The organism is Paenarthrobacter sp. YAF11_1 (assembly GCF_052113445.1).
In the GTDB taxonomy this organism is placed as follows: Bacteria; Actinomycetota; Actinomycetes; order Actinomycetales; family Micrococcaceae; genus Arthrobacter.
On the sequence record NZ_JBFRDF010000008.1, the window covers coordinates 1 to 24,900 of the forward strand.

Here is a 24,900-nt window from a genome sequence, read left to right on the forward strand (position 1 = left end):
CCCCCAAAAATGGGTCGATAAGGGCACTCGTAACATGGATTGCAGAACCTCCGACGGGCAAGACGGCGTGAACTACAGCATCCTGACCCAAACGCCTGACCCCGTGGACCTGGAAGCATCAGTAAGCGTGGTCAGAGCGTTCTGGGAATCCAAGGGCTTCACCACCCGTACCGAAACCAACCCCCGAGAACCGGGCCTTATCCGCCTCTACGCCAACGAGAATGGCGGACACCTCGTGTCCTACTTCGCAAACATCAAAGGCTCCGGCCTGGAAATGGACACTATCTGCATCGCCGGAGACCAGACCGCAATCTACAAGGAATTGGACAGGCAGGAAGCGAGTGCCAGTCCCTCGCCGAGTACCAAGTAGAGCTGAAGAGCCCCGGCCCCTTGTTGACTCTGGGCCGGTGCACAGCAATCACTGCGCGTAGGTGGGTTTAGCCATCCAAGGTCGGAGTGAGCAGCCGCTTCGCGACGATAGCCGCGTGGGGACGCACTCCAGGGTCGACGCGGGAGTGCGTACCGACAATGCTGAAACCGGCTTCCTGCAACAGTCCCGACAACTCCTCCACAGACCAGAAATAGGCGGACGTCACTGCGTGCGGGAACGGTTCACCCGCCGGGCCATCGAAGAAGCCGAGCAGGAGGCTCCCGCCGGGAGTGAGGCAGCGGGCAAACTCGTCCAAAACCTGGCTGACCCCATCAGGGTGAGTGTGGATCAGGGAGTACCAGGCGAGGATCCCCGCCAATGAGTCATCCGGCGTCGGCAGCCGTTGAAGTGACCCGACAGAGAACCGAGCCTCCGGACAGAACCTCTTGGCCGTCTCAATGAACTCCGGTACGAAGTCCACGCCCTGGACGTCCACCCCGGCGGAGTGCAGGAAAGCTGTCCACTGTCCGGGCCCACAGCCGGCGTCGATAACCTTCCCGGGCAATCCCCGAGCCCATGACAACACCAGCTCCCTATCGACCGGATGCGTGCTGCTGATGGACCCGAACAGCGAGGTGTACTCGGCGGAACGCGCAGAATAGGCGGCTCTCACTGCTCCAAAGGACATGCGTCTCAGCCTAGAGGCAGTTAGCGCCCGAGCATGTTCGAGTCTCCGGCCACACAACGGCTTGCCCGGCGAACAAAGGCGGGAAGGATGCGTCCCGGCAAGAAATCTCTTGACTCCCAGACCAAGGCCACGTCAGCATAGTTTCTATAACGTTGTAAATCAGCAATGCAGACCACGCAGCACAAGCAGACAAGGACCGCCCTTTGGGAACCCCGGAAAACCCCACGGCCAAAATCACCATCGACCCCGCGTTCGTCGTAGGCCCCGTCAGGAGGAAGACCTTCGGCGCCTTCGTCGAGCACCTCGGCCGCTGCGTCTACACGGGCATTTTCGAGCCCGAGCACCCGAAAGCAGACGACGACGGCTTCCGCACCGACGTCCTCGACCTCACCAAGGAACTCGGCGTCTCCACGGTCAGGTACCCGGGCGGAAACTTCGTGTCGGGCTACCGTTGGGAAGACGGAGTGGGACCCAAGGAGGACCGCCCAACAAGGCTCGACCTCGCCTGGCACTCCAGCGATCCCAACCTGGTGGGCGTGGACGAGTTCGCCAAGTGGTCGGAGAAAGCCGGGGTTGAACCCATGATGGCCGTGAACCTGGGCACCAGGGGGACCCAGGAAGCGCTGGACCTGCTGGAGTACTCCAACATCAAGGGTGGAACGGCCCTGTCCGAACAGCGCAAGGCGAATGGCGCCGTCGAGCCTCACAACATCAAGATGTGGTGCCTCGGGAACGAGATGGACGGCTTCTGGCAGATCGGCCACAAGAAGGCCGGCGAGTACGCGCGGGTTGCCGCCGAAACGGCGCGGGCGATGCGCATGGTCAACCCGGACCTGGAACTGGTGGCCTGCGGAAGTTCGGCACCCACCATGCCCACGTTCGGCGAATGGGAGCGCGTGGTCCTCAACGAGACGTACGAGTTGGTGGACCTGATCTCGGCGCACCAGTACTTTGAGGACTTCGGGGATCTGCAGGAGCACCTGTCAGCCGGGCACCGGATGGAGGCGTTCATCAAGGATCTGGTGTCGCACATCGACCATGTGAAGTCGGCGAACAAGTCCGGGAAGCAGGTCAATATCTCGTTCGATGAGTGGAACGTGTGGCACATGTCCCGCGACGAATCCAAGGCGCCCTCGGGAGATGACTGGCCGGTGGCGCCTGTGCTGTTGGAGGACCGCTACACGGTTGCCGACGCCGTGGTGGTGGGAGATCTCCTCATCACGCTGCTGCGCAACACGGACCGCGTCCACTCCGCGAGCCTGGCGCAACTGGTCAATGTGATCGCACCCATCATGACCGAGCCGGGTGGCCGGGCCTGGAAGCAGACCACGTTCCACTCGTTCGCGCTCACCTCGCAGCACGCCTCCGGCACGGTGCTCAACCTCGCCGTCGAATCCCCACAGCTCGCGAGTGAAAAGACTGCCGGCTTTACCGCGCTTTCAGCGGTGGCGACCTATGACGCAGACGCCAAAGAGGCCGTGGTGTTCGCTGTGAACCGCTCGGCGACGGACGCGCTGACGCTGGATGCCGCCGTCGGAAGCCTCAACGCAAGCAAAGTCATTGAGGCCGTCACCTACTCCAACAAGGACCCGTACTGGCAGGCCACTGCCGACGATTCGACGTCGGTCCTGCCGTCCGAGAACGTCAGTGTGAAGCTCGACGGCGGCCGCCTCACAGCCGGTCTTCCGGCCGTGAGCTGGACCATGATCCGGTTGTCACTGGAGGACCAGGTCAACTGAAAGCTAGGCGATCTGCTGCGAGCCGTCGTGGAACATGGGGTACGCGGAGATCGGTGTGACCGTGGCTGACGGAGTTGGCTCCGGTGCCTGCGCTGCAGGTGCCGGGGCCGGCTGGTCAACCGTCACTATCTCCATGGACTCCATGTCCAGGAGCCGCCTGCTCCCGGTGTCGTCCGTGAGCCAGAAGAGGTCGGTCCCCGCGACGGTTTTCACCACGCTGCCCCGGTGATAGAGGCGGCCGTTATGCCAAGCCTCGATGTAGTCACCAGGGCTCAACGGATGCTGTTCTTCCTTGCTGCCCGGCATGCTGCCGAATGCCTGCGCCAAGCTGGCCTGGGTCTTCAGCGCCTGGAAAAGATCCCTGTTTGCAATGCTCATGTCTGCTCCCCTCAGCTGTCGCCGTCCGTTGGCATCAGCATTACGCATGTATGTTGCAGGCGCGTTGCATGGAAATGAGCGGCGTGTGACGGCTGCTGGGGCTTAGGGCACATGATGGGATGTACCCATTCATCCAAAGCGAAGGACCTCCATGCCGGGCGCTGTCACTCTTATTCATTCCGACCGGCTCAGTTCGGCAGCCGAGTACGCCTATGCTGCAACGGCCCCTGCCGGCGCACGGCTGATCTTCCTGGCGGGGTCCTGCCCGCTGAACGAGGACGGCACCACAGCAGATATTGGGGACTACAGAGCCCAAGCGGAAAAGTCGGTTGAAAACATGCTGCTGGCTTTGGACGCCGCCGGAGCGGGGATCGGGGACGTCATTTCCACCCGCGTCCTTGTTGCATCGGCGCAGCAGTCCGACTTGGTGGCGGCGTGGGAGGTGGTGCGCGCGGCGTTCGGTGACCATGACGTCCCAAGCACCCTCATGGGCGTCACCGTCCTCGGCTACGACCACCAATTGGTGGAGATCGAAGCCATCGCCGCAGTCATCGACTGACTCCATGCCGGCCTGATCTGCAACGATGTATGCCAACAGGACAAAAGGAGCACTTGAATGGCCGTCACCATGAACGACGTCGCGCGGGTCGCCGGGGTCTCGTTGAAGACGGTTTCCAACGTGATCAACAACTACGAGTTCATCCGGGCCACCACCAAGCAGCGCGTCCTGGACGCCATTGACGAGCTGGGCTATGAAACCAACCTGACGGCCCGGAGCCTTCGCTCGGGCAAGACCAGCATGCTCGGATTGGTCCTGGCCGATCTCTCGATTCCGTACTACGCCGAGTTGGCGTCTGACATCATGAAAGCCGCGTGGACCCGGGGCTACCGTGTCCTGGTGGAGCAGTCCGGGAATGAGCCTGAGCACGAAAAGGCGGCGCTCCAGGGCCAGTTCCGCACCCTGACTGATGGACTCCTTTTCATTCCACTTGCCTTGGATGCTGAGCAGATTATTGATGCGGCGGGCAAGAAGCCGTTGGTCCTGCTGGGTGAATTCGTTCAGGATCCGCGGCTGGATATGGTCCTCATTCAAAACCACCGAGCCGCTGCTGCGGTCACCGCGCACCTGCTGGCCGGCGGCCGCCGTCGTATAGCCGTTGTGGGGGCGCGCGACGGCGACACGACAGGCAGCAACGGCCTCCGCCTTGAGGGGTACAAGGCTGCGCTCGCTGACGCCGGCGTTGCGTACGATCCCGCCTTGGTGGTCGATTGCGATTGGCGGCGCGACGGGGGTGCTGAAGCCAGCGGGCGGCTCCTGGACAGCGGCGTGGAGTGTGATGCCGTGTTTGGGCTCAACGACGCCCTCGCGCTGGGTGCGCTGCATGAGCTTCTGGTCCGCGGCAGGAAGGTCCCCGAGGAGATCGCCGTTGCCGGTTTCGATGACATCGATGAGGCGAGGTTTGCCTCGCCGTCGCTGACCACTGTGGCGCCGGGGCGGGCGGAAATTGCGGAGCGCGCCGTCGAACTCCTGATCAACCGGATTGAAAACAAGGATGCCGCGCCCGCTGTTCAACAGCCCGAGGCGTCGTTTGAGCTGCGGGTCAGGCAGTCGGCGCCGTAGGGCGCCCACGCCCGGGCCGTTAGTGTTTGAGGAATGAACGTGATCCCCGCTGAAGTTGTTACCCCTGCTGTCATGATCGACCTCGATGTCCTGGACCGGAACATCGAACGCATGGCAGCAAGCATGCTCAGCAGGGGACTCAAGCTCCGGCCGCACGTCAAGACGCACAAGACCCTGGAGATCGCGCGCAGGCAGCTGTCAGCTGGGGCCGTGGGGATCACCGTTGCCACCATCGGCGAGGCCGAGGTCTTCGCAGCGGACGGCGTGAAGGACATCTTCATCGCGTACCCGCTCTGGGTTGAGGCCACGCACGCTGATCGCCTGCGGGCCTTGACGGCAACGTGCCGCCTGGCCGTTGGCGTGGATTCGGCAGAAAGCGCGACGGCGATGGGCCGGCAACTCGGCGCAGGCGCTGGAAGCGTTGAGGTGCTGATCGAAGTGGACAGTGGTCATCACCGCAGCGGCGTTCTGCCGAATGAAGTGGTGGACGTCGCCCAGGCAGCGGCCGCCGCGGGGTTGATGGTGTCCGGCGTTTTCACGTTCCCCGGCCACAGCTACAAGCCCGGCATGCCTACGGGGGCGGCTAGCAACGAAAATGAGGCGTTGGGTTTTGCAGCAGCGGCGCTGACGTCGGCTGGTTTCGAAGTGAAAACCATCAGCGGGGGATCAACGCCCACGGCCCTGATCTCCGGCGATTCCGCAGCCACTGAACTGCGTCCCGGAGTTTACGTGTTCGGCGATGCCCAGCAACTGGAGCTTGAACGGTGCACGTGGGACGACATCGCGTTGACCGTCGCAGCCACGGTGGTCAGCCGACATGAGGCAACAGGCGGGAACGTGCGTCGGGTGGTGGTGGATGCCGGCAGCAAAATCCTGGGCAGTGACCGCCCGGACTGGGCCACCGGCTACGGACGGCTTCCCGAATACCCCGAAGCCAAAGTGACTGCGCTGTCAGAGCACCACGCCACAGTTGTGTGGCCGGACTCCTCGGAACTGCCGCCTTTGGGCACTCGGCTCAGGGTCATCCCCAACCACGTGTGCCTGGCCATGAACCTCGTAGATGAAGTTACTGTGGTGCGCGATGGTGCCGTCGTGGAGCAATGGGCCGTGGCAGCACGCGGGCGCAATAACTAGAAGTCTCCGCAATTCCGTATTAGCGCACAAAAGCTTTACCTAATACATGTCCTGTGACAGAGTGTCATCAAACGTGCTTTTCCGCCTGTTTCGATTGATGACTGGAGTTTCCATGAACCTCTTCTCCGAAGAGCTCAAGCGCCACACCTCGGCCGCCCATGAGCATGCCGAGCAGGCGGGCTTCGTGACGGAGCTGCTGGCGGGTCGGATGGACGCAGGCCAAGTGGCCGCCATGCTGCTGCAGAACCTGGTCATCTATAGGTCGCTGGAGTCAGCCCTGAAGGTCAATCAGGACCCGCGGCTCGCGGCCTTCGCTGACCCAGCCCTCATGCGGGTCGAGGCACTGGAAAAGGACCTGGATGTCCACTACGGCCACGACTGGGAGTCCAAAGTGGCATCAGGCGAACTTCACGTAACGCCCGGCGCCAAGGCGTACGCTGACGAGCTCGCAGCACTCGGTCCGATGTCAGCCACCTATCTCATAGCCCACCACTACGTGCGTTATCTGGGTGATCTTTCCGGTGGCCAGATCATCTCCGCGCTTGTTCAGCGGCACTACGGACTAGGCCCTGAGGGTCTGAATTTCTACGCGTTTGACCATATCGAAAAGATCAAGCCGTATAAGGACGCGTATAGGACCCGCTTGGACGAGGCCGACTTCTCAGAGATCGAGAAGCAGGAAATCCTTCACCATGCCGTGGTGGCGTTCGAAACCAACCGGCAGGTCTTCGTGGACCTGATGGAGCACTACCTGGAGCTAGGCCACGGCCCGCACGGACTGGAGCAGGGTGTGGAACTCCCGGTTGTGGTAGACCAGCGGGGCTGAATCGGCGGGGCTAAACCGGATATCCGTAACGGTTGCGGCCAACAGCACGGAGCCACCCAGAGGCGCCCGATGGACGATCTCGCACCGCAATGCCCATGGAGCTTCCCTGAGCAGTGGCTCGCCTGTGGCCAGCACTTCCCAGTCCATGTCGCTGGTGAAGCGTGGGGCTGTGGGGTCGGAGAAGGTGCGCACGAGGTCAACTTGGTCCGCGCCCACCAGGTGCACGACGATCGTTTGCGCGGCAGCGATATGCGAAGCTGACCGGCCGCCGGTGACGGAGAAGGCGAGCGTCGGTGGATCCACCGCCACCGATGCCACCGAGGACGCCGTGAGCCCTACGGCTCCTTCCGGCCCTGACGCGGTGATGATGGCAACTCCTGCTGGGTGAGAGCGGAAGGCGGCCTTGAAGAGCTCGCCGACCGGCTCTGCCGGCAAGGGGGTCTGATGGGACATTCATGAACCTTCGTGGGACTGGTTGGGGTTGGCGCCGTTTTGCGGAAGCGCACCTGAACGATCCTAAGACCTCAACTTAAGTTGAGGTCAATTCGGGCAAATTCGACCCCCGGTTGAGACAGGTTGGAAACGTCGCCGAAACTTCCGCTCCCTACGCTGGTCACATCTGTCACGGACGTGCCCACGTACAAGGAGAATCCATGCATCTTTTGCCCCGCGAGCAGGAGAAACTCATGATCGTGGTCGCTGCCGATCTCGCGCGGCGCCGTCAGGGACGGGGGCTGAAACTGAACTACCCCGAGGCCGTGGCGATCATCAGCTACGAGCTCATCGAAGGTGCCCGTGACGGCAGGACCGTCGCCGACCTCATGAGCTACGGAACCACCCTGCTCCGGCGCGAAGACGTGATGGAAGGCGTGCCGGAGATGATCCACGACGTCCAGATCGAAGCTACCTTCCCTGACGGCACCAAGCTTGTCACCGTCCACCACCCCATCCGCTAGGAGCCCCCATGATCCCCGGTGAATACAGGCTCCTGCCCGGTTCCATCACGTGCAACAGCGGCCGTGAGGCAATCGCCGTCGAGGTAGTGAACCGCGGCGACCGCCCCGTCCAGATCGGTTCGCACTACCACTTTGCCGAGGCGAACCGCGCCCTTGAGTTCGACCGCGACGCCGCCTACGGCCGCCGCTTGGACATCCCGGCCGGCACCGCCGCGCGGTTCGAGCCTGGTGACCGGAAGACCGTGCAGTTGATCGAAATTGCGGGGGCGCGCGAGGTCTTCGGGCTCAGTAACGCTGTCAATGGAAAGCTCGACGGCGGCACTCGCCTGAGCGGGTCTGTTTCGGAAGGAGACGCCAAGTGAGCTTCAAGGTTTCCCGCAAGCAATACTCCGAGCTGTACGGCCCGACGACGGGCGACGCCATCCGCTTGGCCGACACCGAGCTGTTCCTCGAGATCGAAAAGGACTATACGGTCTATGGCGAAGAAGTGGTGTTCGGCGGAGGCAAAGTCATCCGCGACGGCATGGGCCAGAACGGCCAACTGACCCGTTCGGAGGACATCCCGGACACCGTCATCACCAACGTGATCGTCCTGGACTACAGCGGAATCTACAAAGCCGATGTAGCCCTCAAGGACGGGCACATTTTCAAGATCGGCAAGGCCGGCAACCCGCAGATCGCCGACTCCGTGGACATCGTGATCGGCGCCAGCACGGAGATCATCGCCGGCGAACGGAAAATCCTCACCGCCGGCGGCATCGACACCCACATCCACTTCATCTCCCCGGAACAGGTTCCGGCAGCCCTGTGCAATGGCATCACCACCATGGTGGGCGGTGGCACCGGCCCGGCCGAAGGCACCAAAGCCACCACCATCACACCAGGCGCCTGGCACATCTCCAGGATGCTCCAAGCCGCCGAGGGACTCCCCGTTAACATCGGCCTGTTCGGGAAGGGCCACGCATCCGCCGTCGAGCCCCTCGCCGAGCAGATCCGCGCCGGCGCGGTCGGGCTCAAAGTGCACGAGGACTGGGGCTCCACCACCTCGTCCATTGACATGTCCCTGCGCGTTGCCGATGAATACGACGTCCAAGTGGCCATCCACACCGACACCCTCAACGAGTGCGGCTTCGTGGAAGACACCATCAGGGCCATCGACGGCCGCGTCATCCACACCTTCCACACCGAAGGCGCCGGCGGTGGGCATGCCCCGGACATCATCAAAATCGCCGGCCTGCCCAATGTCCTTCCCGCCTCCACCAACCCCACACTGCCGTACACCCGCAACACGATCGAAGAGCACCTGGACATGCTCATGGTCTGCCACCACCTCAACCCGGACATCCCCGAAGACGTGGCCTTCGCAGACTCCCGCATCCGCGCCGAAACCATCGCCGCCGAGGACGTCCTGCACGACCTCGGCATCTTTGCGATCACCTCTTCCGACTCCCAGGCCATGGGGCGCGTTGGCGAAGTAGTGACCCGGACCTGGCAGGTAGCCGACGCCATGAAACGCCAGCGAGGCGTGCTGAAAGACCCGACCGGCGCTGCCCACGGATCTGCCGAATCGGACAACTTCCGGCTCAAACGGTACGTGGCCAAATACACCATCAATGCGGCCATCGCCCAAGGCATGGCAGGTGTCATCGGTTCCGTGGAAGAAGGAAAATTCGCGGACCTCGTCCTCTGGGACCCTGCCTTCTTCGGCGTGAAACCCGAGCTCGTCATCAAAGGCGGCCAGATCGCCTACGCACTCATGGGCGACGCCAATGCCTCCATCCCCACGCCGCAACCCCGCACCATGCGGCCCATGTTCGCCACGTACGGCAAAGCCCTCCAGCAGACGTCCATCACTTTCCTGTCCAAAGCAGCGATCGACGCCGGAGTGCCCGCCGAACTCGGCCTCGAACGCATCATCAAACCCGTCACCGGCATCCGCAACCTCACCAAAGCGGACCTCAAATACAACGGCGAAACCCCGGACATCGTCGTCGACCCCGAAACCTACAAAGTGAGCGTCGACGGCGTCGAAGTCACCTCCCAGCCCTCCGACGTGCTGCCCATGGCGCAGCGCTACTTCCTCTTCTAAACCGTTTAGGAAACCACATGATCATCGAAAAAATCCTGGGCAACCTCCACGAACAGCCCAACGCCTACGCCGGGCACCACAAAGAAAAAGTGGTCCTCCCCAGCGCAATGCTCGTCAAACGCATCCAACGCGTCACCACCGACCACGGCAAAGAACTCGGCATCCGGCTCCCCACAGGAACAGGAGACCTCCGCGACGGCGACATCCTCGCCGTCGACGACCACAACGTCATCATCATCTCCGTGCTGCCCACCGACGTCCTGGTGATAGGGCCGCGGAGCATCCACGAAATGGGGGTGGTGGCGCACTCCCTTGGTAACCGGCATTTGCAGGCACAATTCTTCGACGCTGCATCCGAATACGGGGCCGAAGTTATGGTCTGCCAGTATGACCACACTGTGGAGGACTATCTGAAGAGCGTCGGCGTCCCCTACGACAGGCAAGAGCGGGTCATGCCGGTGCCGTTCCGCCATGCTGAGCATTCGCACTAATACCGCGGTCCTGCTGCCGTCCGGGGGTGGCCGTGGCTGGGGCGCCGTTCTCGGCGAGCCTGCGGCGGATGATAGGGGCCGTGCCCGCTTCGCGGTGCCCACCACGCCGCGGCCCCTATCCTCCGCCTCCGTCGAGGTTCGCCGCGGCGGCGTCGCGGTTGACCCCGCCAGCGAGGCAGTATGACCTCCTATCAGCTTGCTCTTCAACAGTTGACCGACTCCGCGTTGCCTACGGGGGCGTTTGCTCATTCTTTGGGGTTTGAGAGCTACGTACATCGTGAGTTGGTGTGTGATGAGGGGTCTTTTGGGGTTTGGCTTTCCGCTTTTTTGGGGCAGCAGTTGGTCTATTCCGATGGGTTGGCCGTTCGCTTTCTTTATGAGGGGGTGGATGTCGAGGTTTTGGATTCTGTTCTTTCAGCGCAGCTGTTGGCTCGGGAGGTTCGGGAGGCTTCGCTCAAGATGGGGGGACGACTGTTGGAGATTGGTGGGGAGGTGTTCCCTTCGGGGGAGCTGGGAGCGTATCGGGAGTTGGTTCGTGGGGGTGGGGCTTCGGGGCATCAGCCCTTGGCTTTTGGGGTGATCGCCCGGTCACTGGGTGTTCCCTTTGAGGCCGCGCTATCCGCCTATTTGTTTGCCACCGTTACTTCGCTGACGCAGAACGCCGTGCGTGCCATCCCGCTCGGGCAGAACGCCGGGCAGCGGGTACTTCGCCAGGCGCACGACGCCGTTGCTACCGCCGTCGAGGATGTAGCACAGCTGTGCTGGGACGACTTCGGGGCTGTGAGTCCCGGCCTTGAAATTTCACAGATGCGGCACGAACGGCAACGCGCCCGCATGTTTATGAGCTAGCTAGTGCAAAGGACAGAAAACATGACAGAACCCATCAAAATCGGCATCGGCGGACCCGTCGGAGCAGGCAAAACCCAGCTCGTGGAACGCATCACCCGGCACATGAGCGGCGACATCTCCATGGCCGCCATCACCAACGACATCTACACCATCGAAGACGCCAAAATCCTCGCCGCCAACGGAATCCTCCCCGAAGACCGCATCATCGGCGTCGAAACCGGCGGCTGCCCCCACACGGCCATCCGCGAAGACACCTCCATGAACACGGCAGCCATCGAAGAACTCAAATTACGGCACCCCGACCTGCAGGTTATCTTCGTCGAATCCGGCGGCGACAACCTCTCCGCCACCTTCAGCCCCGAACTCGTCGACTTCTCCATCTACATCATCGACGTCGCCCAAGGCGAGAAAATCCCCCGCAAAGCCGGGCAAGGCATGATCAAATCCGACCTCTTCATCATCAACAAAACCGACCTGGCGCCCCATGTGGGGGCGGACCTCGCTGTCATGGAGAGGGATTCCACGGAGTTCCGCGGCAACAAGCCGTTCTGCTTCACGAATCTCAAGACGGACGAAGGTTTAGAGGAGGTCCTTAACTGGATCCGCCGGGACGTCCTGATGCTCGACTTGGCTCAATGAACCGATGCGAGTTGGCAGTTAGGTCACCTTCGGTGGCGCCCGCGGATGAAGGGGGCCGTGCCCGCTCCGCGATGCCCGCCACGCCGCGGCCCCCTTCATCCGCGTTCGCGGATCGCCCCCGTCCGCCATACGCCGCCACTTCGCGGGCTCCTGACCCCGGCGAGGCCGCCGTGACTGCCCAGCTACCTTGCGGGTGTGCCTTATGAGCACGCACGTAGTGATCCCGGACGTCGACTCCAGCCTTTGGGGGAACGTGGAGCCCGGCTCCATGTTGGCTTCCGCGGACCGCCCGGTGCGGGGGCGGTTGGAGCTGGGTATTAGTTTGCGCGGGGGGAGGTCCGTTGCTTTGCGGCAGTTTCATGAGGGCGCTTTGAGGGTGCTTAGGCCGCATTATCTGGATGAGAGCGGGCAGGTTTGTTATGTCATGGTCAATCCTGGCGGGGCGTGTTTGGGGGCCGATCTGTTTGTTGTTGAGGTGGAGGTTGATGCGGGGGCGGAGCTGTTGCTGACCACGCAGTCTGCCACGAAGATTTATCGGACTCCGGCGTCGTTTGCTGAGCAGCGGATGAGTGTCCGGCTGGGGGAGGGCTCGCGGTTGGAGCTGATGCCCGACCAGTTGATCGCCTACCGGGAGGCGAGCTACCGGCAGAATACGCACATCAGTCTCCACCCGACGTCGTGCCTTGTCATGGCGGAGGTGGTAACGCCGGGGTGGTCGCCGGACGGCGCATCTTTCAGATTCGAAGAGGTCCGGCTGCGGAATGAGATCTGGATAGAGAGCGGGAACGGACCAAAACTGTTGGCCCTCGATAACCTTCTGATTCGCCCACCCGTCAACGACGTAACCGGGATGGGGTTCATGGAGGGCTTCAGCCACTTGGGATCTTTGGTGGTGGTGGACCCGCGGGTTGACCAGGGGCTTGCTGATGACTTGGACCGCATATCCCGTGATTTTGATGCGTACACGGGAGTTTCCTTGACGGCGACTATTGCCGGGACTACTGGGCTTGTGCTGCGATCGTTGTCCAACAGCACTGAGGAACTCAACACATTGCTGGGTGTTTGCTCCGGCGTCCTGCGGGAACGTTGGTACGGGCAGGGACCCTTGAACCTGAGGAAATACTGATGACTGCACTGACCGAGTTCGCCACCATGTACCGGCAGCGGGAGACGTTGTCCCTGCGGGCCCGGCTGCTGTTCACGTTCGGTGCCGTGGCCGCATTGCACGTTGCCGCCGTCGTGCTGTTGCTTGCGGGTACGGCAGGCGCCGCGCAGCCGCTGGCGCTGGGACTGGTGGTCACCGCATATGTGGCCGGCATCAAACACAGCTACGACTGGGACCACATTGCCGCGATCGACAATTCCACCAGAAAGTTCGTGGCACAGCGCAAGGACCCCGTGAGCGTGGGGTTTGCGTTCAGCCTGGGGCACAGTTCCGTGGTGATCCTGGCGGGGCTGTTGGTGGTGGCGGGTGCCACGTTGATTGGGCAGTTCATGGAGGACGGCACCACCGGCAACAAGGTGCTGGGCTTGATCGGCAGCGGTGTCTCCGGGCTGTTCCTGTTGGCGATGGGCCTGTTCAACGGCTCCGCGTTCGTCCGCGCCACGCAGGTTTACCGGAGGGTGCAGGCCGGCGGGGAAGTGCGCCAAGAGGACCTCGAAGCGAAGGGTTTCGTGGCCCGCCTGCTCGCCAAGCCGCTGTCCAAGGTGGAGCGGCCACGGAACATCTATGTCATCGGTTTCCTGTTCGGGCTCGGGTTCGACACTGCCACCACCATCGGGCTGCTGGTCATCACCACGACGGCATCACTCGCCGGGGTCTCACCGCTCGCCTTGATGGCCCTCCCGCTCGCGTTCACTGCCGCCATGACCCTGTGCGATTCAGTCAACGGCGTGGCCATGATGAAGATGTACACATCAGCTATTCGCAACCCGCGGCGCAAGCTCGGCTTCAACGCCGTCATCACCGGCATCTCGGCAGTCTCGGCGCTGTTCATCGCGGTCATCACGCTGGGTGGGTTCGTGAATTCCGCATTTGAACTTGAGGACCCTCTGACCTTGTGGCTCGGCGGCATTGACCTTGGCGACGCCGGCCTCATCCTGGTGGGACTGTTCGTGCTCGTGTGGGCCGTATCAGCCTGGCGTGGCCGGCATGGGCGGTCAGCGCAACCCATCTAAGTCGCAGTTGAGCGCGTTTAGCGGCCTCAAAACGCGCTCAACTGCTACCTACTTGGGCTAGGAAGCTGCCACCGCGTTGAACAACTCGTTCGTATCCACGCCCAGGTCCGGGGCGTCCAGCACGTTCGTCAGGAACACGACGCAGCGGTCCTGGTCCGGGAACATCCACCACTCGGTCCCGGACCAGCCGGGGTGGCCGTAGATCCCCTTCGCCAAAAGTTCCGACTCGTTGGCGGGCAGCTGGAAACCCAAGCCCGTGTGCCGCAGGGGAGCGGGCCGGGTAGTGATGTGGGAAACCTCCGTGGTGCGGGGCCGGCGCATGGCAGCAAGGGTTGCGGGCCGTACTGCTTTCCCCGAATCCCGCAACAGCTCCGAACCGAGATTGAGCAGGTCCGTGGCGGTGCCGAACAGGCCCGCGCCGGGATGCCTGTGCTGGTACATACCCTCCACGTTCAGACCCGCAGCCTCGGTGCCGTGGACCGTGTGCGGGTTGCAGTCCGAGCTGAACGTGAGCGATCCAGCGCCGGTGTCCGCTGCCAGGGCAAGCAGTTGCTCCTCGAACGGGCGCCCATCTGCCCACTCGGCCATCGCGGCGGCCCCTTCAAAAGCGATGTTGCAGTACTGGACCAGGCTTCCCGCGTAGAAGGCTTGCTCCGCTGAGGTGAGAGTCTCGCGGAGGGGAGTGCCGCCGTCGAGCGCCGGGTCCGCAATACCGGAACGGTGGCTGAGTAACTGCTCCAAGGTCACTGTGTCCGTGCGTCGGGCGCCGAATCCGGGCACGGCCGCGTCAAGGGAGGCACCCAGGGACAACCTGCCCTGCTCCACCTGCCGCATCACGGTCAAGGCGCTGATGGGTTTGGTCACGGAGAAAAGCGCAAAGTGGTCATCGGCCGTGGCTTGCCTGCCGCCGTCGGTCCCGAAGGCCACAACGTCCTCGATGCCGTGGCTGGACGCGATCCCCAGCACAGCAACCGGCACGCGCCCAAGGTCTACCTGCTTACGGGCCCAGTCTGCGGAGGGTCCTGTTTCCATCATGGTTCTTCCACGCTCTCGTTTAGGGCTTTGTGCGTCGAATCTATCGCGGGTGACTGAAGAAACTTGCCAACGCCTGTAACCGTGGCGGCCTGGCCGGAAACTATACAAGTATCCTGCAGTTCAGGGCTCTATATCAGGGGGAAATAATCGTGCTTTCCGAGCGCGAATTGGCGTTCATCGCCATTCACAAAGACAGCTACCCATCCGTCTTCAAATTCGTCTGTCGACGCGTTGAATCCGTCGAGGCAGCGGAGGAGATCGCAGCAGACGTGTTCCGCATCGTCTGGCAGAAGTGGACCGACGACTCACGCCCGGAGCTCCCGTATTTACTGACGGTAGCGCGGAATCTGGTGGGGAACGCGTACAGAAGCCGCGACCGGCGGCTGGCGCTGCAGGAAAAGCTGCGGACGACGGCGGTGGAGCGGTTTGGCGGTGAGTCCGAAAACGTCGCGGTACAGGATGCCATGATCCGGTTGCGTGAACAGGACCGGGACATCCTCCAGCTGGCCTATTGGGACGGCTTGAGTACCGCGGAAATAGCGGGCGTGCTGCAGTGCAGTGAATCGGCGGCTAAAGTCCGCCTCCACCGGGCCCGAACGGCATTCCGGAAACAGATGCCTGCAGGGGCCGAAACCACCACACAAAAGATGGGGGTCTGAAGACAATGGATCCGATCAAGAACCAGATTTCAGCGATTGACCCGCTCACTGTCGATCCAATTGCTGAGCCCAACGGCGAAGAAGCGCTGCACAGGATACTCTCGGGCTCCACGGTGTTCAGCGACAGCCACCCGGTGGCGGCAGTGGCGTCCCTTGACCAGCGCAGGCGGCGTAAGGCACAGATTGCGGGAGGGCTGTTGCTCGCCGCTGCGGCCGTCACGGCGGGAGTGCTGGTAGCCGCCAACCTTGGCTCGGTGAACACCGCGCCGGCACCTGCTGTCACGGTCACCTCCACTGAAGCGACACCCACGCCCAGCGTTTCGGTCACGCCAACACCCTCGGCGACACCGTCGGCTACGCCATCAGCGACGCCCACGGCTACGGCAACGGCTGCCGCGCCCACTTCCCCGCCGGCTCCAACCGTTCCCGTGGTGGCACCTACCCCCGTTTCCACCACGACATTGCCGCACGCTTCCCTTTCGCGGACCTTCACTTTCCCCGACGGGCACCTCTCCTTCACGCTTCCGGTTGGTTGGAGCGCATATACGGAGCAGGGGCCCTATCTTTCCGAGGAAACGAAGGCTGCGTCCCAAGGGGCCACCATCCTGGACAGTGCAGGCACCAAGGTGGCAATGGTGGGCAGCGGGTTCTACGGAGACGGCACCGCGGGCGAGGTAACCCGGACTGTCTACGACCGGGCTGCCGTCCCAGGGCTGAGGGATATCTCCGGCAATCCTGTGGAGTTTGGTTTCGCGGCCAACCAAGCCAGGTACGTTCCGTACGGAGCGCCGGAGGGCAGTGCCAAAGTCCTGGGTGATATGTACTATTTCATGGACGTTCGCCTGGCCTCGGAGCTTCAGTCCGGGGAGACGGACTCGGGAACCAATCTGATCAGGATGCCCAACGGATTCATGAACGGCTACGTGCTGTTCGACTTCGACAAGCAGCCCACCTTCGCAACCCCCGAGGCAGCCAAGGCCTGGATGGGCACCACGCAGTACGCCCAGCTCAAGTCCTTGCTCCTGAGCCTGAGCTACAAATAGCCCATCTGAGTAGCAGTTGAGGCCGTTCTGAGAGCTCAAAACGGCCTCAACTGCAACTTACTTTGGGTCGGCGGACGGGTTGGTTAGCGGACGGGTTGATTAGCGGACGGTGACCAGGTGGCTGGCGGGGTCGTATAGGAATGTGACAGCTCCGCCAGCATGCTGCAACACCACGTTGGCGCCGTCCAATTCACCGCCCGCACCATAGTTTTCAGCCCAGGAGCCGTTGATGGCGGCCTTGAATTCGTAGCTTCCGGCGGGCAGGTTGGGCACGTTGAGTTGCCACAGCCGATGCGTCGGCTCGTAGGTCATCAATGCCTGCTCACAAGACGGCTGCCAGTCCTCGGTGCAGCCCAGTTCGGTGTTGAGGCTGCCGGCCACGGAAACGGACTCGGGCTGGGTGGGTTCACCCACCACACCGCTGCGCGGCTCACTGGCCGATGTCTGCCCCCGGTTGTCCAGCACCACGGCGCGGTATTCCACGGACGTTCCCGCCTCCAGCGAGGACACGTCATGGAACACTTGGTACGGCGCGTTGTCGTCCGTGCCGATCGCTTGCCACTCGCCGCCGGCCGTACGCGACTGGAACGTTACCTCATAGAACGAGCTGCCGTCGACGTCGGCTGTCACCTTCACACGGGACGCGTCGCCGGCCGCGGTGACTGGCTTCTTAAGCACGACGGCGGGCGCCGCCTTGGACTTCGCGAGTCGCCCCGCTGCTTCGTACACCACGGCGGAAAGCGGCGGGACGGTGACGTTCAGCTTTGCCTGTGCATCGGTTTTCGCATGAGCGGCGGCGTCACCGTAGACCAGGTTGAACGGTTGCTTCGCCTCATACGTGGGAATTGCGGCTGTTTGGGCCGTCTCGCTGTTGTTCACGGCCACGAGGTATTCGCGCTGGTCCTTGGCGTCGATACGGGAGAAGGCGTAGATCCCGGCGTCGTCGGCGGCGTAGCGGTTTTGCTGCGCCCCGGTGCGGAGGGTGGGGTGCTCAGCGGTGAGCGCGGCGAGTTCGCTGATCTTTTTGTACAGCGGGTGGCCGGTGTTGAAGTTGTCCGTGGCGTGGGTGGAGTTGGTGCCCAGGAGGTCGTCATCCAGATACTCCTGGACCTTGCTCGCGAACAGGGTCTGCCGTGAATCCTGGTCGCCGCCGGCGCCCGTGAAACCTTGCTCGTCTCCGTAGTAGACCACCGGGTTGCCTCGCGAGAAGTACATCAGCTCATGGGCCAGCTCGTCGCGTTCCACCAGTTCGGCGTCGGACGCTCCTGCGTTGTCCTGGGCGATGAACGTGCCGATACGGCCCATGTCGTGATTGCCCAGGAATGTGGGCAGCTGGTAGACGTTGGAATCGGCGTCGGTGTACCAATCATCCCCGTTGAAAAAGTCGGCCAGCCCGGTGGCCTTGCTGCCTCGGGATGCGAAGCTGCGGGCCGCGCCCTGAAAGCCGAAGTCCAGCACAGCCTGCATCTTGTTCCTGGTGGTGAATTTGGACGTGATGCTCTTTGAGGTGTCGAAGACCTCCCCGAACATGAAGAACTCGTCCTTGCCCTGTTCCTTGGCGTAGCTGAGAACCTGGGGTCCGAATTGCTGCCAGAACTCATCGTTGACGTGCTTCATGGTGTCGATGCGGAAACCGTCGATGCCGAAGTCGCGGATCCAGGTTTTGTAAACGTCCATCATCCCGTTGACCACTGTGGGGTTTTCGGTGAACAGGTCATCCAGGCCGAAGAAGTCGCCGTAGAGGGAGTCCTCGCCGGCAAAGTTGGTGTTGCCGCGGTTGTGATAGAGCGTGGGGTCGTTCAGCCAGGACGGAACCTTGACGTCTTTCTCGGCGGCCGGGACCACGGGCGTGTACGGGAACGACGTCGCCGGGTCCAAGGCCGGGAAGTCTTGCGTTCCGGCGTAATCGCGGTCGTCGAAGACGTCGCCCGCAGCCGTCCGGTAGGGCTCGGCTTCCTTGGAAATGTAGGGTGCGGACTGAGTCTCCTGGTACTGGATGACATCCGCCGTGTGGTTGGTGATGATGTCGAAGTACACCTTCATGCCCCGCGCGTGGGCAACATCAATGAGGGTCTTCAGCTCGGCATTGGTGCCCAAGTGAGGGTCGATCTGCGTAAAGTCCGTGACCCAATATCCGTGATAGCCAGCGGAACTGTTCGCTTCGGTCCCGTCACCCTGGACTGCTTTGTTCTTGAAGCTTGGCGTGAGCCAGAGGGCGTTGGTTCCCAACCCTTGGATGTAATCCAGGCGGTCCTGCAAGCCCTTCAGGTCACCGCCGTTGAAGAACCCTTTGCGGGTGGGATCGAATCCGGACACCATGGGATCCGCGCCCAGCCCGCCGTCGTCGTTGGTGGTGGTCCCGTTGTTGAAGCGGTCTGCCATGACGAAGTAGAAGTTCTGGTCGCTGACCCCTCCGCGGATGGAGTGCTGGGCTGCGGGATCCGGCTTTTTGGCGGCGGGAGCGGCGCCTGCGGGGAGGATCGCTGTGGCGGTGAGTGCCGCCGTCGTGAGGACGACGGCGGCGAGGCGGCCCAGGGGGCGGCGTTGTTGGGGGAGGGCAGGTCTATAGCTGCGAGTTAACAAGTGATGGAACCTTCCGCTAAGCGACAGTGCTGTGGGACAAGTCACAACTGTAAGCGCTTGCGTACTCTTAATCCAGATTCTGCCTTAGTTACTGGAAGTGAAGAAGTCTGTAGGGCACCAATTACTGGAAGCGTTTGCAGCAGCCCTGGCTGGAAATTCGGGATTTCGGCACTGTGCTCCTGCATCAGCGTCCCCTGGAATGCTATGCATTTGTCCATAACGCAGCCCTTGTGACTTGCATAGGGTTGAAGAGATCTGCTTCACACCACGCAGTGCCCCGATCTACTCCCAAGGATGAGTTTCAACGATGAAGAGCATCGCCCTCCTGCGCGAACGAGCCACCCGCACCATGCCTACCGGTTCCCACTGCCCGGCATCGGGCCTGTGGAGCCCGGAGTCCGATCCGGACGCCGTCCAGGTGTTCCCCGAGGGCCACGTGCTTCCTGCCCACAACGGAGTAGCAACTGTCTGGCGGCGCCGCACGGCCGCCGAAGTGTCAGCGTGACCAGCTCCATCCTGAACCGGCCCGCCGACTACCGGCACGTTCCTGCCGCAGAGTGGTCCGAGCTCAGCTCCGGCGATCCTGTGTGGATTTACGACGTCGCCTGGGGCGCCGGGACAGGCCGCGTTGACGACGTCTCCAAGCACCAGGAACTGCTCTGGGTGGTCCTCGAACCGACGGGCCGCAAGCTGCTCTGCGGCACGGACGACGTCCAGGTCTGGTCCGTCTAAAAAGACTCGCCGAGGTGGCATTTAATACCAATGTCTGAGCGGATCATACGTATTAAATGCCACCTCGGCGGTTGTTAAATCAGCATGCTGGGTGAGCCAGTCTCCACGCGGCCGACGGGGCCGTCCGGCAAACCGGTGGCCGGGTCCAGCCTGAAACTTACGACGTCGTCCGAGCCTTCGTTGGCGACGTACAGCCAGCCTTCGCGGACCAGGTGATGGCGGGGCCAGTCACCGCCACACGGAACGTCTGCAAGGGGCTCAAGCCCAGTGCCGTCGTGGGTCACCTTCAGCACGCAGATGCGGTTGGATCCGCGCACGCCCATGTAGGCGAAGCGGCCATCCAGTGACAACGCGATCTCCGCTCCGGAGTCGCCGTCGAACGGCTTGTTGATGCTGGCCGGAACAACTGCGGTGAGCTCGTACGTGCCATCCGGTTCCATCCTGACAATGGCCACCTCCACCGAATACTCGGTGTCCACGAACACGGATCCGCTGTGATGCGGTGCCATATGCCGCGGTCCCGAGCCCTTGGGCAGCACCAGCTCATGATCGGGCTGCAGGCCTTCGCCGGGAGCATACTTCCACACGCGGACCAGGTCATGCCCGAGATCAGTGGTCATTACCCGGCCGTCGGGGAGCATCAGGCTCGAATGCGCGCGACTGGGACGTTCGCCGTCAGTGGGTGCCGTGAAGTGGGGATCGACGGCGGCTGCCGCGCTGGTGCGCGAGGTGATGGCGCCGTCGTGGTCCAGTTCGTAGAGGATGACTTGGCCATCGCCCCAACAGGTGGCCACAATGAAACGGCCGTGGGGGTCCACGGCAACGTGGCAAGTGGCGTCTCCGGCAGGCCAGGGCTCACCGAAGGCCTCCAGTTCTGCCTCGCCCCTCCGGCGATAGGCCCGGACCGTTTTACCTTCCTCGGCGACTGCGTAGACCAGCGGAAGCGTGGGGTGCAGCGCAAGGAACGACGGCGAGTTGGCAGCAACCGCCAAACCGGCGGACGTCAGGTGCCCGTGGTCGTCTGCCGAGAGCACGGCGATGCCTTTGCCTTTGCCGTTCCGGTCCGCCGTGTAGGACCCCACCCAGATCAGCGTGTCAGTGGTTTTCGATTCCATGCTTAGTGCCCCTGCACGTCCGAGTCGACGCCTGCGTCAGGTCCGGCGTCGAGGGTTTGCAGTTTGGAGAGGTCTTCCTGATCCAGCTCGAAATCGAACACGTCCAGGTTCTCCTGCATCCGTTCCGGATTGGCGGTCTTGGGAATGGCAACCAGCCCCTGCTGGACATGCCAACGCAGCACCACCTGGCCCGGAGTCTTCCCGTACTTCCCACCGATGCTTGCCAGCACCGGCGCGTTGAGCAGATCGCTGCTGGCACCCAACGGGCTGTAGGACTCTGTGATGATGCCGTGCCGCTCGTTGTAAGCACGGGCTGCCGGACGGGGGATGGAAGGGCTGACCTGTACCTGGTTCACCGCCGGCACCACCTCCGTTTCCCGGAACAGTTGGTCAAGGTGCGCCGGCTTGAAGTTGGAGACGCCGACGGAGCGAACTTTCCCGGACGCCTGCAGTTCCTCGAAGGTCTTCCACGTGGAGACGAACTCGCCGCGGCGCGGGAGCGGCCAGTGGATCAGGAGCAGGTCAACATACTCCAGGCCGAGGCGTTCCAGCGATCCTTCAAGCCCGTCAATGGCCTTGCCGGAGCCTTGGAATTCGCCATCCAGCTTGGTGGTGATGAACAGTTCTTCACGACTCACTCCACAGGCGCGGATGCCGTTGCCCACACCCGTTTCATTCCCGTACTTTTTTGCCGTGTCCACGTGCCGGTAGCCATGTGACACCGCCTCCACCACGGCGTCGGCCACCTCAGCATCATTCAATGGCCACGTGCCGAGTCCCAGTTGCGGGATTTTGAAACCGTCGTTCAGTTCGATCAGTGGGGCAAGTGCCATGGGCTGGGTCTCCTCTGGGTTTCTCTGTTTCTACGCTGACCGCTGGCTGCTTGGCAACAGTTATCTTCGTGACCAGTCATGGAGCCGATCACTCAACTCCATGAAATCTTCCTTCACTACCTGCAGCTCCGGGTGGGCATCGTGCCACTCCACGATTTCCCGGGCGCCGTCCGCGAACGGGATGGTGGCCCGGTAATCAGGAACCAGCGCCTTGATCTTGGAGTTGTCGAACACCACGGAGTGGGAGCGATCGCCCAGCAGGTTGGGGCCCAGCTCCGGGCTGTGGGCGGCGATCGTCTCTGAGGAAACGTGGAAGAGTTCGGGCTCCGCAACGCCGGCTGCCCTCGCGAACAGGCGATAGACCTGATTCCACGGCAGGAACTCGTCCGAGGTAATGGTGTAGCTCTCGCCAATAGCCTGCGGCCTGCCCAGCAGCCCGACGAAGGCCTTGGCGAAATCCCTGCTGTGGGTCAAAGTCCAGAGCGAGGTTCCATCTCCATGAACCAGGATGGGCATCCCCGCGCGCATGCGGTGAATGTCGGTCCAACCGCCCACCATGGCGATCTTGGTGCGATCGTAGGTATGGGAGGGCCGCACCACCGTCACCGGAAAGTCCTGGTCGCGGTAGGCCTCGAACAGCAGTTCCTCACAGGCGATCTTGTCCCGGGAGTACTGCCAGAACGGGTTCTTCAGCGGGGTCGATTCACGGATAGGCAGTGTTGTTGGCGGTTTTTGGTACGCCGAAGCGGAACTGATGAACACGTACTGACCCGTCCGCCCACGGAACAATTCCATGCCGGCCAGCGCCTGGTCCGGGGTGAAGGAGATGAAGTCCGCAACGGCGTCGAACTCCCTTCCCCCCAGTACTTCCCGCACAGCGAGCGGGTCGCGGATGTCCGCGTGGAGGACTTCGGCACCCTCGGGGGTCGGCCGCCCGGCTGACAGTCCCCTGTTGAGGATGGTCAGCCGGTGGCCCAGTGCGACGGCGCGTTCAGCCGCCGCCGCACTGATGACGCCGGTTCCGCCGATGAACAGGATGTTCCGCGGCGCAACGGTGTCCGACGCCGTTCCGAGGTTGCCGGGGAAACTGGGGTCGCTGAAGCTGCTCACCAGGCGTAGTCTTCGGGGGCGGGGCGATGGCCCGGGAAGATGTCGTCCAGCCGCTTGAGGGCGTCCTCGTTCAGCGTGACGTCCAGTGCCCGGATGGCTGCATCCAGTTGTTCCTGCGTGCGGGGGCCCACGATCGGTGCCGTGACAGCGGGTTGGTGAAGCAGCCAAGCCAGCGCTACGTCGCCGGGCGCGTGGCCCAGTTCGTCCGCGAAATCCTCGTACTGGCGGATCTGGTCCTCGTGCTTCTTGAGGGTTTCCAAGGCCCGGCCCTCAGCACGGCGAACTCCCTGTTCCTCCTTCTTGAGGACGCCACCCAGCAGCCCGCCCTGCAGTGGCGACCACGGAATCAGGCCCAGACCATACTGTTGGGCCGCCGGAATGACCTCAAGCTCGAGTTCGCGCCGGAACAGGTTGTAGATGGACTGCTCGCTGACCAAGCCGGTGTAGTTCCGCCTCCGGGCAGCTTCCTGCGCCTGGGCAATGTGCCAGCCCGCAAAGTTGCTGCTGCCCGAGTACAGGATCTTGCCTTGCTGGACGGCGACGTCAATGGCCTGCCAGATCTCGTCCCAGGGGGTATCTCGGTCAATGTGGTGGAACTGGTAGATATCGATGTAGTCCGTCTGCAAGCGCTTCAGGCTCGCGTCCAGCGCGCGCCGGATGTTCAGTGCCGACAACTTGGACTCGTTGGGCCGGTCAGTCATGGTGCCGTACAACTTGGTGGCCAGAACGGTCCGTTCGCGGCGCTCGCCGCCCTTCGCGAACCAGCGGCCGATGATTTCCTCGGTCCAGCCGCGGTGCCCGGCCCCGCCGTATACGTTGGCGGTGTCAAAGAAGTTGATGCCGGAATCCAGCGCGGAGTCCATGATCGAATGGGCCGTTGCTTCGTCCGTCTGGGGACCGAAGTTCATGGTGCCCAGGCAGAGGCGGGAGACTTTCAGGCCGGAGCGGCCAAGGTGCGTGTACTGCATGGTTGTTGAGTTCCTTTGTTTTGTACAGTCAGGGCTTAGAGCTGGGTGAAAGCTGCGACGGCGGGATCGGAGCCGATGCGCGCGCCCGCCTCCAGTGCCGTGATGGCTGCCAGTTCGGATTCGGTGAGGGAGAGGTCGGCTGCGCCAAAGTTCTCGCGCATTCTGGTGGAGTCCGCTGATTTGGGGATCACGATGGTTCCCTGTGCCAGATGCCAGGCCAGGATTACCTGTGCAGGAGTAGTGCCGTGGGCTGCAGCCACCAACGCCACCTGCTCGGCGTTCAGGTCCTTGCCCTGCCCCAAGGGACTGTAGGCCTCCACGGCAATGCCCAAGTCGCGGCACTTAGCGGCCAGTGCGCCCTGCTGGAACGTGGGGTGGACTTCGATCTGGTTGACGGCCGGAACCACGGCTGCCTCTTTGAGCAGCGTGTCCACGTGGTCGGAGAGGAAGTTGGAGATGCCGATGGCACGGATCTGCTTGTCCTGGTACAGCTTCTCCATTTCTTTCCACGCCTGGGTGAAGAGGCCCTGCGACGGGACCGGCCAGTGGATCAGGTAAAGGTCGATGACCTCCAGCCCCAAGGCATCCCGGCTGCGCTGAAACGCGTCATAGGCTTCGCCCTGCTCACCGTTGCGGAGCTTGGTGGTGATGAAGAGTTCCTCGCGGGGAATCCCCGAGGCTGCGATGGCAGCGCCTACCCCTGCCTCATTGCGGTACGCGGCAGCGGTGTCGATGTGGCGGTAGCCGGCCTCAAAGGCATCTTCCACTACCCTCTGGGTTTCCTCGGCAGGTACTTGGAAGACACCGAATCCGAGCTGGGGAATGGTGACGCCGTTGTTCAATGTCAGCTCTGGCATGACGGTC

Annotated in this window: 28 protein-coding genes; 18 read left to right on the plus strand and 10 right to left on the minus strand. The window is 62.7% G+C overall.

The window, feature by feature from the left end:
* Positions 1 to 370 (plus strand): hypothetical protein (locus AB4Y77_RS13440; RefSeq protein WP_442014296.1); only part of this gene is annotated, 370 nt, incomplete at its 5' end.
* Between the two features lie 67 nt (positions 371 to 437).
* Here AB4Y77_RS13440 and AB4Y77_RS13445 read toward each other — a convergent pair.
* Positions 438 to 1,058, minus strand: coding sequence for a class I SAM-dependent methyltransferase (locus AB4Y77_RS13445; protein ID WP_442014297.1), 621 nt, complete (start codon positions 1,056 to 1,058; stop codon positions 438 to 440).
* A 203-nt stretch (positions 1,059 to 1,261) separates the two neighbouring features.
* Between AB4Y77_RS13445 and arfA the strand changes: the two genes are divergently transcribed.
* Positions 1,262 to 2,797: an arabinosylfuranosidase ArfA gene (gene arfA / locus AB4Y77_RS13450; RefSeq protein ID WP_442014298.1), complete on the plus strand. Its 1,536-nt coding sequence runs from the start codon at positions 1,262 to 1,264 to the stop codon at positions 2,795 to 2,797.
* Between the two features lie 3 nt (positions 2,798 to 2,800).
* Here arfA and AB4Y77_RS13455 read toward each other — a convergent pair whose 3' ends face one another.
* A complete protein-coding gene (locus AB4Y77_RS13455; RefSeq protein WP_442014299.1) occupies positions 2,801 to 3,175 on the minus strand; it encodes a hypothetical protein in 375 nt (124 codons plus the stop codon).
* A gap of 151 nt (positions 3,176 to 3,326) precedes the next feature.
* On the opposite strand from AB4Y77_RS13455, the gene AB4Y77_RS13460 reads away from it, so the two are divergent.
* The 4 genes from AB4Y77_RS13460 to AB4Y77_RS13475 all read left to right on the plus strand — a co-directional run bounded on the left by AB4Y77_RS13460 (position 3,327) and on the right by AB4Y77_RS13475 (position 6,756).
* A complete protein-coding gene (locus AB4Y77_RS13460; RefSeq protein ID WP_442014300.1) occupies positions 3,327 to 3,734 on the plus strand; it encodes a RidA family protein in 408 nt (135 codons plus the stop codon).
* Positions 3,735 to 3,791: 57 nt separating this feature from the next.
* The gene (locus tag AB4Y77_RS13465; RefSeq protein ID WP_442014301.1) at positions 3,792 to 4,796 is read left to right on the plus strand and encodes a LacI family DNA-binding transcriptional regulator; all 1,005 of its coding nucleotides are present in this window, start codon (positions 3,792 to 3,794) and stop codon (positions 4,794 to 4,796) included.
* 33 nt (positions 4,797 to 4,829) lie between these two features.
* Positions 4,830 to 5,930, plus strand: coding sequence for a D-TA family PLP-dependent enzyme (locus tag AB4Y77_RS13470; protein ID WP_442014302.1), 1,101 nt, complete (start codon positions 4,830 to 4,832; stop codon positions 5,928 to 5,930).
* A gap of 112 nt (positions 5,931 to 6,042) precedes the next feature.
* Positions 6,043 to 6,756 (plus strand): heme oxygenase (biliverdin-producing), encoded by a 714-nt coding sequence (locus tag AB4Y77_RS13475; RefSeq protein WP_442014303.1) that lies wholly within the window; start codon positions 6,043 to 6,045, stop codon positions 6,754 to 6,756.
* Here the strand turns inward: AB4Y77_RS13475 and AB4Y77_RS13480 are convergent.
* Positions 6,688 to 7,209 (minus strand): flavin reductase family protein, encoded by a 522-nt coding sequence (locus AB4Y77_RS13480; protein WP_442014304.1) that lies wholly within the window; start codon positions 7,207 to 7,209, stop codon positions 6,688 to 6,690. The two genes, AB4Y77_RS13475 and AB4Y77_RS13480, sit on opposite strands and share 69 nt — an antisense overlap.
* 200 nt (positions 7,210 to 7,409) lie before the next feature.
* On the opposite strand from AB4Y77_RS13480, the gene AB4Y77_RS13485 reads away from it, so the two are divergent.
* The 8 genes from AB4Y77_RS13485 (at position 7,410) to AB4Y77_RS13520 (ending at position 13,958) form a co-directional block, all read left to right on the plus strand.
* Positions 7,410 to 7,712 carry an urease subunit gamma gene (locus AB4Y77_RS13485; RefSeq protein WP_311211721.1) on the plus strand — a complete coding sequence of 101 codons (303 nt, stop codon included), beginning with the start codon at positions 7,410 to 7,412 and terminating at the stop codon, positions 7,710 to 7,712.
* 8 nt (positions 7,713 to 7,720) lie between these two features.
* Positions 7,721 to 8,074 carry an urease subunit beta gene (locus AB4Y77_RS13490; protein ID WP_311211720.1) on the plus strand — a complete coding sequence of 118 codons (354 nt, stop codon included), beginning with the start codon at positions 7,721 to 7,723 and terminating at the stop codon, positions 8,072 to 8,074.
* Positions 8,071 to 9,801, plus strand: a complete 1,731-nt coding sequence (gene ureC, locus AB4Y77_RS13495) for an urease subunit alpha (protein WP_442014305.1) — start codon at positions 8,071 to 8,073, stop codon at positions 9,799 to 9,801. Before AB4Y77_RS13490 ends, ureC begins: the two co-directional genes overlap by 4 nt.
* A 17-nt stretch (positions 9,802 to 9,818) precedes the next feature.
* A complete protein-coding gene (gene ureE, locus AB4Y77_RS13500) occupies positions 9,819 to 10,292 on the plus strand; it encodes an urease accessory protein UreE (protein WP_442014306.1) in 474 nt (157 codons plus the stop codon).
* 180 nt (positions 10,293 to 10,472) lie between these two features.
* Positions 10,473 to 11,141: an urease accessory protein UreF gene (locus AB4Y77_RS13505; RefSeq protein WP_442014307.1), complete on the plus strand. Its 669-nt coding sequence runs from the start codon at positions 10,473 to 10,475 to the stop codon at positions 11,139 to 11,141.
* Positions 11,142 to 11,162: 21 nt separating this feature from the next.
* Positions 11,163 to 11,780, plus strand: a complete 618-nt coding sequence (gene ureG, locus AB4Y77_RS13510) for an urease accessory protein UreG (RefSeq protein ID WP_442014308.1) — start codon at positions 11,163 to 11,165, stop codon at positions 11,778 to 11,780.
* 268 nt (positions 11,781 to 12,048) lie between these two features.
* Positions 12,049 to 12,906: an urease accessory protein UreD gene (locus AB4Y77_RS13515; RefSeq protein ID WP_442014426.1), complete on the plus strand. Its 858-nt coding sequence runs from the start codon at positions 12,049 to 12,051 to the stop codon at positions 12,904 to 12,906.
* Positions 12,906 to 13,958 carry a HoxN/HupN/NixA family nickel/cobalt transporter gene (locus tag AB4Y77_RS13520; protein ID WP_311211713.1) on the plus strand — a complete coding sequence of 351 codons (1,053 nt, stop codon included), beginning with the start codon at positions 12,906 to 12,908 and terminating at the stop codon, positions 13,956 to 13,958. The genes AB4Y77_RS13515 and AB4Y77_RS13520 overlap by 1 nt, the downstream gene beginning before the upstream one ends.
* Before the next feature lie 57 nt (positions 13,959 to 14,015).
* Here AB4Y77_RS13520 and AB4Y77_RS13525 read toward each other — a convergent pair whose 3' ends face one another.
* Positions 14,016 to 14,993, minus strand: a complete 978-nt coding sequence (locus AB4Y77_RS13525) for a serine hydrolase domain-containing protein (RefSeq protein WP_311211712.1) — start codon at positions 14,991 to 14,993, stop codon at positions 14,016 to 14,018.
* 149 nt (positions 14,994 to 15,142) lie between these two features.
* Between AB4Y77_RS13525 and AB4Y77_RS13530 the strand changes: the two genes are divergently transcribed.
* On the plus strand, positions 15,143 to 15,652 hold the full coding sequence (locus AB4Y77_RS13530) for an RNA polymerase sigma factor (RefSeq protein ID WP_442014309.1): 510 nt from the start codon (positions 15,143 to 15,145) through the stop codon (positions 15,650 to 15,652).
* A 5-nt stretch (positions 15,653 to 15,657) separates the two neighbouring features.
* A complete protein-coding gene (locus AB4Y77_RS13535; protein ID WP_442014310.1) occupies positions 15,658 to 16,695 on the plus strand; it encodes a hypothetical protein in 1,038 nt (345 codons plus the stop codon).
* 99 nt (positions 16,696 to 16,794) lie between these two features.
* Here the strand turns inward: AB4Y77_RS13535 and AB4Y77_RS13540 are convergent, their stop codons facing one another.
* Positions 16,795 to 19,278 (minus strand): alpha-amylase family glycosyl hydrolase, encoded by a 2,484-nt coding sequence (locus AB4Y77_RS13540; protein ID WP_442014311.1) that lies wholly within the window; start codon positions 19,276 to 19,278, stop codon positions 16,795 to 16,797.
* A 307-nt stretch (positions 19,279 to 19,585) separates the two neighbouring features.
* Here AB4Y77_RS13540 and AB4Y77_RS13545 point away from each other — a divergent pair, with 307 nt between their 5' ends.
* Both AB4Y77_RS13545 and AB4Y77_RS13550 read left to right on the plus strand, forming a co-directional pair.
* Positions 19,586 to 19,783: a hypothetical protein gene (locus tag AB4Y77_RS13545; RefSeq protein WP_311211708.1), complete on the plus strand. Its 198-nt coding sequence runs from the start codon at positions 19,586 to 19,588 to the stop codon at positions 19,781 to 19,783.
* A complete protein-coding gene (locus AB4Y77_RS13550) occupies positions 19,780 to 20,010 on the plus strand; it encodes a hypothetical protein (protein ID WP_311211707.1) in 231 nt (76 codons plus the stop codon). The genes AB4Y77_RS13545 and AB4Y77_RS13550 overlap by 4 nt, the downstream gene beginning before the upstream one ends.
* A 74-nt stretch (positions 20,011 to 20,084) precedes the next feature.
* Here the strand turns inward: AB4Y77_RS13550 and AB4Y77_RS13555 are convergent, their stop codons facing one another.
* The 5 genes from AB4Y77_RS13555 to AB4Y77_RS13575 are packed head-to-tail and all read right to left on the minus strand — an operon-like array spanning position 20,085 to position 24,893.
* Entirely contained in the window at positions 20,085 to 21,125 is a 1,041-nt protein-coding gene (locus AB4Y77_RS13555; RefSeq protein WP_442014312.1) for a lactonase family protein, read from the minus strand.
* 2 nt (positions 21,126 to 21,127) lie between these two features.
* Positions 21,128 to 21,958, minus strand: coding sequence for an aldo/keto reductase (locus tag AB4Y77_RS13560; RefSeq protein ID WP_442014313.1), 831 nt, complete (start codon positions 21,956 to 21,958; stop codon positions 21,128 to 21,130).
* 60 nt (positions 21,959 to 22,018) lie between these two features.
* Complete coding sequence (locus AB4Y77_RS13565) at positions 22,019 to 23,068, minus strand: NAD-dependent epimerase/dehydratase family protein (protein ID WP_442014314.1); 1,050 nt, start codon at positions 23,066 to 23,068, stop codon at positions 22,019 to 22,021.
* Positions 23,065 to 24,036 (minus strand): aldo/keto reductase, encoded by a 972-nt coding sequence (locus AB4Y77_RS13570; RefSeq protein ID WP_442014315.1) that lies wholly within the window; start codon positions 24,034 to 24,036, stop codon positions 23,065 to 23,067. Before AB4Y77_RS13570 ends, AB4Y77_RS13565 begins: the two co-directional genes overlap by 4 nt.
* 35 nt (positions 24,037 to 24,071) lie before the next feature.
* Complete coding sequence (locus tag AB4Y77_RS13575; RefSeq protein WP_311211703.1) at positions 24,072 to 24,893, minus strand: aldo/keto reductase; 822 nt, start codon at positions 24,891 to 24,893, stop codon at positions 24,072 to 24,074.
* Between the last annotated feature and the right edge of the window lie 7 nt (positions 24,894 to 24,900).

What these genes read in the sequence shown, in the direction of transcription:
- AB4Y77_RS13525 (WP_311211712.1), bottom strand. Translation starts at nt 14,993, where the DNA reads ATGATGGAAACAGGACCCTCCGCAGACTGGGCCCGTAAGCAGGTAGAC.
- AB4Y77_RS13475 (WP_442014303.1), top strand. Translation starts at nt 6,043, where the DNA reads ATGAACCTCTTCTCCGAAGAGCTCAAGCGCCACACCTCGGCCGCCCAT.
- AB4Y77_RS13505 (WP_442014307.1), top strand. Translation starts at nt 10,473, where the DNA reads ATGACCTCCTATCAGCTTGCTCTTCAACAGTTGACCGACTCCGCGTTG.
- AB4Y77_RS13445 (WP_442014297.1), bottom strand. Translation starts at nt 1,058, where the DNA reads ATGTCCTTTGGAGCAGTGAGAGCCGCCTATTCTGCGCGTTCCGCCGAG.
- AB4Y77_RS13560 (WP_442014313.1), bottom strand. Translation starts at nt 21,958, where the DNA reads ATGGCACTTGCCCCACTGATCGAACTGAACGACGGTTTCAAAATCCCG.
- AB4Y77_RS13515 (WP_442014426.1), top strand. Translation starts at nt 12,049, where the DNA reads ATGTTGGCTTCCGCGGACCGCCCGGTGCGGGGGCGGTTGGAGCTGGGT.
- AB4Y77_RS13535 (WP_442014310.1), top strand. Translation starts at nt 15,658, where the DNA reads ATGGATCCGATCAAGAACCAGATTTCAGCGATTGACCCGCTCACTGTC.
- AB4Y77_RS13545 (WP_311211708.1), top strand. Translation starts at nt 19,586, where the DNA reads ATGAAGAGCATCGCCCTCCTGCGCGAACGAGCCACCCGCACCATGCCT.
- AB4Y77_RS13470 (WP_442014302.1), top strand. Translation starts at nt 4,830, where the DNA reads ATGAACGTGATCCCCGCTGAAGTTGTTACCCCTGCTGTCATGATCGAC.
- AB4Y77_RS13555 (WP_442014312.1), bottom strand. Translation starts at nt 21,125, where the DNA reads ATGGAATCGAAAACCACTGACACGCTGATCTGGGTGGGGTCCTACACG.
- AB4Y77_RS13480 (WP_442014304.1), bottom strand. Translation starts at nt 7,209, where the DNA reads ATGTCCCATCAGACCCCCTTGCCGGCAGAGCCGGTCGGCGAGCTCTTC.
- AB4Y77_RS13465 (WP_442014301.1), top strand. Translation starts at nt 3,792, where the DNA reads ATGGCCGTCACCATGAACGACGTCGCGCGGGTCGCCGGGGTCTCGTTG.
- ureG (WP_442014308.1), top strand. Translation starts at nt 11,163, where the DNA reads ATGACAGAACCCATCAAAATCGGCATCGGCGGACCCGTCGGAGCAGGC.
- ureE (WP_442014306.1), top strand. Translation starts at nt 9,819, where the DNA reads ATGATCATCGAAAAAATCCTGGGCAACCTCCACGAACAGCCCAACGCC.
- AB4Y77_RS13575 (WP_311211703.1), bottom strand. Translation starts at nt 24,893, where the DNA reads ATGCCAGAGCTGACATTGAACAACGGCGTCACCATTCCCCAGCTCGGA.
- AB4Y77_RS13520 (WP_311211713.1), top strand. Translation starts at nt 12,906, where the DNA reads ATGACTGCACTGACCGAGTTCGCCACCATGTACCGGCAGCGGGAGACG.
- AB4Y77_RS13460 (WP_442014300.1), top strand. Translation starts at nt 3,327, where the DNA reads ATGCCGGGCGCTGTCACTCTTATTCATTCCGACCGGCTCAGTTCGGCA.
- AB4Y77_RS13485 (WP_311211721.1), top strand. Translation starts at nt 7,410, where the DNA reads ATGCATCTTTTGCCCCGCGAGCAGGAGAAACTCATGATCGTGGTCGCT.
- AB4Y77_RS13455 (WP_442014299.1), bottom strand. Translation starts at nt 3,175, where the DNA reads ATGAGCATTGCAAACAGGGATCTTTTCCAGGCGCTGAAGACCCAGGCC.
- AB4Y77_RS13570 (WP_442014315.1), bottom strand. Translation starts at nt 24,036, where the DNA reads ATGCAGTACACGCACCTTGGCCGCTCCGGCCTGAAAGTCTCCCGCCTC.
- AB4Y77_RS13490 (WP_311211720.1), top strand. Translation starts at nt 7,721, where the DNA reads ATGATCCCCGGTGAATACAGGCTCCTGCCCGGTTCCATCACGTGCAAC.